At 55.4% G+C, this 8,826-nt stretch carries 5 protein-coding genes; all 5 read left to right on the top strand.

Translation table 11 applies throughout. The features are described 5' to 3' along the window. Positions 1–572 precede the first annotated feature (572 nt). The 5 genes from HMPREF1986_RS02515 to HMPREF1986_RS02495 all read left to right on the top strand — a co-directional run bounded on the left by HMPREF1986_RS02515 (position 573) and on the right by HMPREF1986_RS02495 (position 8,794). On the top strand, positions 573–1,082 hold the full coding sequence (locus tag HMPREF1986_RS02515) for a hypothetical protein (RefSeq protein ID WP_021773174.1): 510 nt from the start codon (positions 573–575) through the stop codon (positions 1,080–1,082). 704 nt (positions 1,083–1,786) lie between these two features. Then, entirely contained in the window at positions 1,787–3,253 is a 1,467-nt protein-coding gene (locus HMPREF1986_RS02510; protein WP_021773172.1) for an SWIM zinc finger family protein, read from the top strand. Between the two features lie 85 nt (positions 3,254–3,338). Beyond that, the gene (locus HMPREF1986_RS02505; RefSeq protein WP_021773171.1) at positions 3,339–5,204 is read left to right on the top strand and encodes a hypothetical protein; all 1,866 of its coding nucleotides are present in this window, start codon (positions 3,339–3,341) and stop codon (positions 5,202–5,204) included. Positions 5,205–5,236: 32 nt separating this feature from the next. Further along, complete coding sequence (locus HMPREF1986_RS02500) at positions 5,237–6,325, top strand: AAA family ATPase (protein ID WP_036598949.1); 1,089 nt, start codon at positions 5,237–5,239, stop codon at positions 6,323–6,325. 93 nt (positions 6,326–6,418) lie between these two features. Further along, complete coding sequence (locus HMPREF1986_RS02495) at positions 6,419–8,794, top strand: DUF5682 family protein (protein WP_021773169.1); 2,376 nt, start codon at positions 6,419–6,421, stop codon at positions 8,792–8,794. Positions 8,795–8,826: the final 32 nt, after the last annotated feature.

Below are 8,826 nucleotides of genomic sequence, written 5' to 3'. Positions count from 1 at the left end.
TAAGCGCCGGGGCGGCAGACGGCCTGCTTTTCGACGGCCAAAGCGTCGGATCGGCGGCAAAAATCGGCAGAATCTCATCTCTCTCGGCTTCGCCCGGAAGGCACTCATCTTTGAAATAAGAAATGCCTCTCTGGACTCAGAACCGTGTCTCCCGGAATCCCAGAAAGGAGGTTCTCACACTATCGAATTCTACAGTAAACTTACGCCGTCGCGGGAGCTGTGTCATATTGATTTGTTCACATCCTCATGCTATATTCCCATCATACTTAGGACGAATGCGCCAAAAGTTTGAGGTAAATGTATATATAAAACGTGTTTGTTACCTTGATCGTTTCATTTATATAATATGTGGAATGGATAAATCAAAATCGTTACCGGTATCCGGCGCTGCGGAAGGTCCATCTTGTTTTCTGATCTTTTTCTATAAACACCTTCTCGCACAGAAGATCATATTATCAGAATTGAACTGGATCAGCGAAAGTATTATATCTACCGCAATCCCATCACGCTATGTGAGTATGTAAAAAGAGTATTATACAAAAAATAAAACTGTTAGAGAAGGAGGAAGTGATATGGGAATTATTATTGTAGCCGCATGGCTGGGCCTTATTCTGTTTGCAATGGCGAAATTAGTAAAAATCAGCCTTTTTTCAATGGATAAGCTTACCATATTTATTGCAAGTTGGTATTATACGCACTACTATTTTTCGGTGAGATTCTCGTCTGGAAATGCAGTTTATTTCTGGGATGTGTTAGCTGGTATATTGGCGGTCGTGATATATTCTGTTCTGTTTAAAATCATTCATCGAAAACTTGGGTTAATCGGTAAAATTCTAAACTTCGCCATTTCGTTTATAAGTTCCATAGCGGTTTATTCTATCTTGGCAAGCTGCTTTGTTGCGAAGAAACAAGTCTATCTTTTCCCTCTGTTAAACCATGATCTTGCAAATCTGGCGGTAAACTATATTATAATTACGATCATAGCTTTTTTGATATGGAAAAGAAGAGAAGGACTCTTTGCAAAACGAGAAGAATCAAAGGAACATTATATCGTGGAAGCATCTGATGAAAGGAATGCTTGAAGTCAAAATGAGATATGGAAAGTCCGAAATATGAGAGAGATCTTTTCTACTTGAAATGGCAGAAGATTTCTCTCTCTTTTTGCTTTTCCGGCTGATTATCCGTAAATGTTAAATCGTACGGATAGTATCAAGTTTGTTTCGCGAATTGAATTTTTGCCGTCGGTTTACGATCCCCCTTCGGGAGATAGTTCTTTCCATTGAAGACTTCGCTTCACCAACGGCTGTCCACATTTTGCCGCCCTGACGCTTTGCCGGTCCATAAGCAGGCCGTCTGCCGCCCCGGCGTTTTGCGATTTGGTCTTTTAAATCGCTTATGCGCCGCTGGTCGCGGCAGCCGGAGCGAGAGCGTCCTGCGTTGGACCGACATGGCGGCAGAAAAGGCGGCAAAGATCAGCCGTTTAAGATTCGACTTCTTTTTGAGAAGACTCAAGAACGCTCCGAGTCTGCCTGATGGCAGACAGGTGGCAGGAAAAGCGCCAGGAAAAGCGCCAGGATTGCTTCGCAGATCCCCGCCAGCAATAAAGACTTATGGCCGCAGCGAAGTATTGATGATACGGGGAATATGTGTTTTAATGTGAATGCGAAGGGAACGTGGGGATCTGCCGTTCCCTCAAGGATATTTTGGGCCCGGGCGAGTTGGATGGGAGCTTTCGGACGGCCTTAGGCAGCGCGGGTGAAGGGACGATGAGATCTGAGGGAAGAGGATGAGAACATTCAGCGAAGAGGAAATCACAGCGGCGGCGCCGAACCAGAATGCGCTTTCAAATGGGCGGAAAATCTCCGGATCCGGCGGCTTTGTGAGGAGGATGCGCTCTGAGGATGAGCGCTATTACGGCGGGGAATGCAAAGGATCGGGGAAGAATAATTACAGGGTTTCCGTTTTCTTCGAGGAGGGCGCGGCCCCGGTATTTCGCTGCTCCTGTCCGAGCAGGCAGTTTCCCTGTAAGCACAGCATTGCCCTGATGTTTGAGATGGCGGCGAAGAAGGACTTTGAGCTTTGCGAAATTCCGGAGGATATCCTGGAGAAGCAGAGGAAGCTTTCGGCCAGGGAGAAAAAGAAGGAGGAGAAGGCGGCAGAGGGAGAGGCGAAGCCGAAGAAGCTGAGCGCGGCCGGGAAGGCCGCGAGGACCAGAAAGCTCAAAAAGCAGCTCGAGGGACTGGCGCTTTTGAAGGCGCTCACGGACCGTCTTCTCGGAAGCGGACTCGCCGCGCTTTCCAGTGCGCCGCTTAAGGACTATAAGGAGCTCGCCCGGCAGCTGGGAGATTATTATCTGCCGGGTCCCCAGCTTCTCTTTCGGAAGCTCCTCTTTGTGCTGGAGCGCTGCCAGAGCGCGGGGAAGGGGGAAGATCCCGGGGAGCGCTACAGGGAGGCACTCTCCTATCTCACGAAGCTCCGATATCTGGGCCGGAGATCGGAGGAATACTTAAAGAAGAAGCTTCAAAGCGATAGTCCGGAGGCGGACGATAATCTTCTCTATGAGGCGCTCGGAGGGATCTGGAGGCTGGAGGAGCTGAACGCCCTCGGGCTGAAAAAGGAGAACGCGGAGCTCGTTCAGCTCTCCTTTGAGGAGCGCTATGATCCCGTGGAGAAGCTCTATACGGATCTTGCCTACTGGATTGATCTGAGGGACGGGGAGATTTCCTACAGCGCAAACTACCGCCCGGAGAAGGCCGCGAAGTATATCCGCTCGGAGGACAGCTCCTTTTCGCTCTTAAGAGCGGAGAGTGTGAGCATCTATCCCGCCGCGGAGGGGGAGCTCCGGAGAATTCGCTGGGAAAAAGCCTCTTTCGGGGAGATCCCGCCGGAGAGCTTCTCCCGGATTCGCTCCTTTTCAGAGACGGAGCTTCGGGAGGCGCTGAAGAAGGCGAAGGCACAGCTGAAAAATACACTCTCCGACAATACTTTCGGGATCCTCATCCATTATAAGCGGATCGGAGAAAGCGGAGGGGGAAAGCTCTATCTCGAGGACAGGCTGGGGGAGAGAATCCGGCTTTCAGAGGATGCGGGGAATGATACCGCGCTTTTTTCCCTCAGGGCGCTCCCCTATCCCGGGCTTTTCCGGGAGCAGGTGCTCTTTGGCCTGGTCCGCTATGAAAGGAAGGGAGAGGAGCTCCTGCTTTTGCCGCGGAGTATTGTGACAGAGCGGGGGATCGTCCGCCTGATGTTTTGACATCGCGGCGGAGCATTTTGCAGGAGAGAGATGCCAAAAAGCGAGCTAAAGGGAAGCGAAGTTTCCGAAAAAGAAGAGGATTTTTATGAATCTGGAAGCAATCTATGATTTAAGGGAGAGGCTTGAGCAGGCGGCTATCGCGGGAGTTAAGCTTCTTCCGGAGGATTTTCGGCTGCAAAGGGCGGTGGAGAACGCGGCTCTTCTCAGTAAAGCGGCTCCCGTATTTCGTCAAATCGAGGAGAGAGGCCGCGCTCTTTTATCTGCGCCGGAGGAGGAGAGGGCGGATCAGCTCCTCGACCTTCTTGCGCTGCTTTCGGCGGTTCTTGTCACGCAGGCGCATTCCGGGGGAGAGGGGGAGCTTTCCCCGCTTCCCTGCGGACAAGCGGAGGAGGATCAGGAGACGGTGCCGGAGGAGCTCTATTCTCCGCCCGGCTACCGGCAGCTCTCTCCCCTTCTCGGTGCACTCACGACGAGGGGAAGCGGGAGATATGAGCTTTTGAAAAATGCGAGACGGGACAGTCCGGAGCTTTTTCAGGACTATCGGCTCCGGCGAAGGCTGATCTCCGGTCTCGGGGATTCTTACTCAGAGATTGCGGATATGATCGAGGGCTGGCTGAAGGAGGAGGGGAGGGAGATCCTTCCGCTTTTAAAGGACGGCTTCGATCCGGAGTCCGGGGGAAAGGAGATGCTCCGCCGCTTTCACATCATAGAGGAGATCGGAAAGGAGGAGGAAAATCCCTTTTATCTTCGCCTTGTGAAGGAGGCGAAGGGAGAGCTTCGGGCGGAGGCGATCCTTGCTCTTGGCTCTTCCGAGGAGAATTTCACCATCCTAAAGGAGCTCTCCATGACGGAGCGGGGAAGTATGCGGGAGAGCGCGCTCAAGGCGCTCAGCAATTTCCCGGCATCCAAGGATTACATCACGGAGATCTTCCGAAAGGATCCGAAGAAGGGGATTCGGCTGATCAGAGGAAGCGGACAAAACTGGGTCTCCGATCTCCTCGCGGAGGAGATGGAGGAGGAATATCAGAGCTTCTCCGGTGAAGGGAAGAGGGGATCTTCAGAGGAGATTCGGAAATCGAATCTCCCCTCCCTTTGGACAGCCGCCGTGGGGAAGGAGAGCGAAAAGCTCCTTCTGCAGCTCCCCCGCTCGGGAAGCCTGGTCCCGGAGGAGAGGGAGATTTACCTTTTAAACGGACTTTACCGGAACTTCAGCCCGCGCTTTTCTGAGGCTGTGGAAAAGCTGTCCGGGAGCGTTTCCGAAGGGCGCTCCGTGAAGTATCGTTTCCTTCTCGCCCTAAGGGAAAAGACGGCCCCGGAGATCTACGAGAGCTTCTCTTCCTATTTTTCAGGGGGGAAGGGTCTGATCGGAGGTCTGAAGGACTTTTTCGGAGGAGGAGAGCTCCCGGAGCCGGAGGATTCCCCGATCGTCGGGATATTCGAGGCGCTGTCGTCACTTTCTTCCCGGAAGGCGCTTCGAAAAGAGAAGCTGGATCCTCGCTGGTATCCGCTTCTTCTCGAGTATGAGATGCCGGAGAAATATATCCGTTATCTGGGCGAGGGATCCCATGCGGGATACGAGAAGATTTTAAAGGATCTGAGAGAGCCATCCTGCCCGGAGAGAGATCTCCTCTACGCCGGCTTCCTCTTTCGCTGCATCAAGATGCGGCCGGTGCAGGCAGAGGATGTCCAGAGCCTGAAGGAATGGGGCTGGAAGGACTTTCGAGGGGTCTTTTCCGGATGTGAGGCGCGCTATAAGAAGGAATATTCCTATTATCAGCACTGGTGCCTGCGGACCGTCTCGGAGGAGCTTCCGTTCAGCCGTGAGGAGCTCATCGGAGAGCTGGAGACGCTCTATGACAGGGCGGTGCGCTTCTCTCCGGGGACGCAGGGGAAGAGGCTTCGGGAGGGAATCGAGAAGCTTAAGCGGGGAGAGCCGCTATCGGAAATGTGATGGAAAAGGATCAGAATCAGCGAGGACAGGGAATGGTAGAGGAAAGAATGCAGCGGCTCCCGGCGGAGCAGCTTTTTCAGAAGGAACTGGACGCCCTCATTGCGGCGGAGCAATATGAGATCCCGGAGGGCTGGCGCATGTCGCCCCGCTCCGTTCTCCGATATATTATTGGCGGAAAATGCGGGGATATCGATATCACGCCGAAGTATATCGGGAAGAAGCGCACGGTGGAGATCGCGATCGCGACACTGGTCACGGACCGCGCTCTCCTTCTCATCGGGGAGCCGGGGACGGCGAAGTCCTGGCTCTCCGAGCATCTCAGTGCCGCGATCAACGGGGATTCCACCTGTGTCGTACAGGGCACGGCGGGGACTACGGAGGAGCAGATCCGCTACTCCTGGAACTATGCGATGCTGATCGCGGAGGGGCCCACGGAAAGGGCACTGGTGAAAAGCCCCATTTTCCGCGCCATGGAGGGAGGAAGGATCGCGAGGCTGGAGGAGATCTCCCGCTGTGCCTCGGAGGTGCAGGACGCCCTCATTTCCATCCTCTCCGAGAAGAGGGTCTCCGTCCCGGAGCTCAATGAGGAGATCCCGGCTCGGAAGGGCTTTTCCATCATCGCGACCGCGAATACGAGAGACCGGGGCGTGAACGAGATGTCCGCCGCCCTGAAGCGCCGCTTTAATATCGTATTGCTGCCGAGTCCGGAAAGTCTGGAGGAGGAGATGGATATCGTGGGGACGAGGATCACACAGCTCTCCAAGGGGCTGGATCTGAGCGCGAAAATCCCGGAGGAAGAGGTCATCCGGAAGATCTGTACGGTCTTTCGGGAGCTCCGTCTTGGGCAGAGCCTGGACGGAAAACAGAAGGTGAAGACGACGGGATCTGTGCTCTCCACCGCGGAGGCGATCTCTCTCCTCGCAAACAGCATGTCTCTTGCCGGGAGCTTCGGCGACGGCGGGGTGACGGATGCGGATCTTGCGGCCGCACTCCAGGGCGCTGTGGTGAAGGATGACAGGAAGGATCAGAAGATCTGGGAAGAGTATCTCGAAAATATCATGAAAAAGCGGGGCGGTGCGTGGCTTCCGCTCTACCGGGAGTGCAGGGCGCTGAATCATTGAGAAGAAAAGACAGTGAAAGCAATTTCTCGTGCTGTACAAACTACCGGGAGTGCAGGGCACGGAATCATTGAGAAGAGAGCGAAGCGGAGAATTATGCGAGAAGGAAAAGAGGAAAGAAGAGGAGAGGTCCGGGCCTTCGGCATCCGGCATCTGTCTCCGGCGGGGGCACATTTTGTCAGGGAGTTTCTGGAGCAGCAGAAGCCGGAGCTCGTCCTGATCGAGGGGCCCGCCGATTTTAATGAGCTGCTTTCCGATCTCTCGGATCCGGGGCTGGAGCCGCCCTTCGCCGTCATGGCCTACAGCGATTCCACGCCGGTCAGGACGCTGCTCTACCCCTTTGCGCGCTACTCTCCGGAGTACCAGACGCTTTTTTGGTGCAAAGAGCACGGAGTGCGTTCCTCGTTTTTTGATCTTCCGTCGGAGATCATGCTCGGGCTTATGCAAAAAAAGGAAGAGGAGGAGAATGCCCTGCTCCGGGAGGGACAGGATTCTTCTTTGAGTCGGGATTTTTCTCCGAATCAGAACTCTGCTCCGAAGCGGAGCTTTTCGGAGCGCCTTGACCGGGCGACGGAGGATGGAGACAGCGAGCTTTTCTGGGAGAGGGTTTTGGAGCAAAGCGCCGATCTCTCCGCCTATCTTTCCGGGAGCCGCCTCTTCGGGGAAAGCCTCCGGGAGCTCTCGGAGGACGGACAGAGGGAGCGCGCGGAGAATCTCATCAGGGAGGCCTATATGCGGCGTGTGATCCGGGAGGAGATCTCATCCGGGATTCCGGCGGAGCGGATCGCCGTGATCACGGGGGCCTTTCATACCGATGCGGTCTGTGTCGGATCGGCTTCTTCGGAGGAAGAGAGGGCATCCTCCTACCCTCCTCTCTCGGATCAGGAGCTTCAGAGCCTTCCGCGACTTCCCGCAAAAAGGACGCTCATGCCCTATTCCTACTACCGGCTCACAAGCCGTTCCGGCTATGGGGCGGGAAACCGCGCTCCCGCCTATTACGAGCTTCTCTTTGAGGGGCTTCGGCGGGGAGACCCCTCCTACGCGGGGCTTTCCTATCTGAGCCGGCTCTCGGAAAAGCTCCGGGAGCACGGAGGCATCGTCTCCTCCGCAGAGCTGATCGAAGCGATGCTTCTTGCGGAAAGCCTCGCCGCGCTGCGGGGCGGCAGGATCCCGACCCACGGGGACCTAAGGGACGCGGCAGTGAGCTGCATGGGACACGGGAGCTTCGGAGAGCTCGCTTTGGGCTTCGCCGCGGCAGACATCGGGACGAAGATCGGCTCGGTCCCGGGAGGCCTTTCCCGGACCTCGATCCAGGAGGACTTCTATTCCGAGCTCCGGCGGCTTCGCTTAGAGCAGTACCGGGAGATGACGGCCAGGCCTCTCCGCCTGGATCTCAGAGAGAATCTTCGGGTGAAGTCAGAGGAGAGCGCCTTCCTGGATCTAAACCGCTCCTTCTTTCTGCATCGCCTTTTGCTTCTTGGAATCGACTTCGCGCGTCCTGCCGGAGGGGAGCAGGAGAACGCGACCTGGGCGGAGAACTGGGTCCTGCAATGGACGCCGGAGGCGGAGATCCAGATCGTGGAGGCTGTGCTGAAGGGAGACAGTGTGGCAAAGGCCGCGGCCTTTGCCTTTCAGGAAAAGCTTCAGGATGCGAACTCCGCATCGGAGATCGCTTCCCTTATAGAGACCGCCTTTTACTGCGGGATGCCGGAGCTCCTCCAAAATGCGCTTTCCCTTCTGGATGAGAGAACGGTATCTGCTGTCTCCATGAGAGAAATCGCAGATACCTCCCGCTCCCTCTCGGGCCTCCTTCGCTACGGAGATATCCGAAAGCTGGACAGGAGACCCCTGCTTCCGATCCTCAGCCGCCTGACAGTCCGTGCCTCCCTCACGCTGTTTGAGGAGTCCGCCTGTGATGAGGCAGCCTCCCTTCTTCTTGCGGAGGATCTTCTGAAGCTCCACGAGGTCTTCAGCGAGCAGGAGGAACTGAATTTCTCTCTCTGGAAGAAAGCGCTCCGGGAGGTTGCGCTCTCTGATGATCGAAATACCCGGATATCCGGTCTCTCCGCCGCTCTTCTCCTGGATCTTTCCGAGCTTGGCCCGGAGGAGCTCTCCCGGGAACTTGCGAGGAGACTGTCCCCCGGAATGCCGGCGGAGCTCGGGGCAGGCTGGTTCGAGGGCCTGTCCTTGAAAAATCACTACGCCATCATCGCAAGGCTCTCTCTCTGGGAGGGACTTGCTTCCTATCTCGACAGCCTGTCGGAGGAGGAATTCAGACGGGCCCTTGTCTTCCTGCGCCGTGCTTTTTCGAACTACAGCGCGGAGGAAAAGGACCGAATCGCGGAGAATCTCTCGGAGCTTTGGGGTGTGAATCCGCGGGAGCTCAGCGAAATCCTGAATGACAGACTGAATGAAGAGGAGACGGAAAGCGTGAAGGAGCTCTCGGAGTTTGACTTCGGCGATTTGTTGTAAAGCGTAGAAGTCTGCCATCAGGCAGACTCGGA

This window comes from Oribacterium sp. oral taxon 078 str. F0263 (assembly GCF_000469565.1).
Lineage (GTDB): Bacteria > Bacillota > Clostridia > Lachnospirales > Lachnospiraceae > Oribacterium.
Note: the sequence above shows the minus strand (reverse complement) of the source record. Positions and strands in the feature narration are given on the sequence as shown.

Excerpts from the sequence above, each read along its gene's own strand:
- HMPREF1986_RS02510 (WP_021773172.1), top strand. The coding sequence starts at position 1,787 with ATGAGAACATTCAGCGAAGAGGAAATCACAGCGGCGGCGCCGAACCAG.
- HMPREF1986_RS02505 (WP_021773171.1), top strand. The coding sequence starts at position 3,339 with ATGAATCTGGAAGCAATCTATGATTTAAGGGAGAGGCTTGAGCAGGCG.
- HMPREF1986_RS02495 (WP_021773169.1), top strand. The coding sequence starts at position 6,419 with ATGCGAGAAGGAAAAGAGGAAAGAAGAGGAGAGGTCCGGGCCTTCGGC.
- HMPREF1986_RS02515 (WP_021773174.1), top strand. The coding sequence starts at position 573 with ATGGGAATTATTATTGTAGCCGCATGGCTGGGCCTTATTCTGTTTGCA.
- HMPREF1986_RS02500 (WP_036598949.1), top strand. The coding sequence starts at position 5,237 with ATGGTAGAGGAAAGAATGCAGCGGCTCCCGGCGGAGCAGCTTTTTCAG.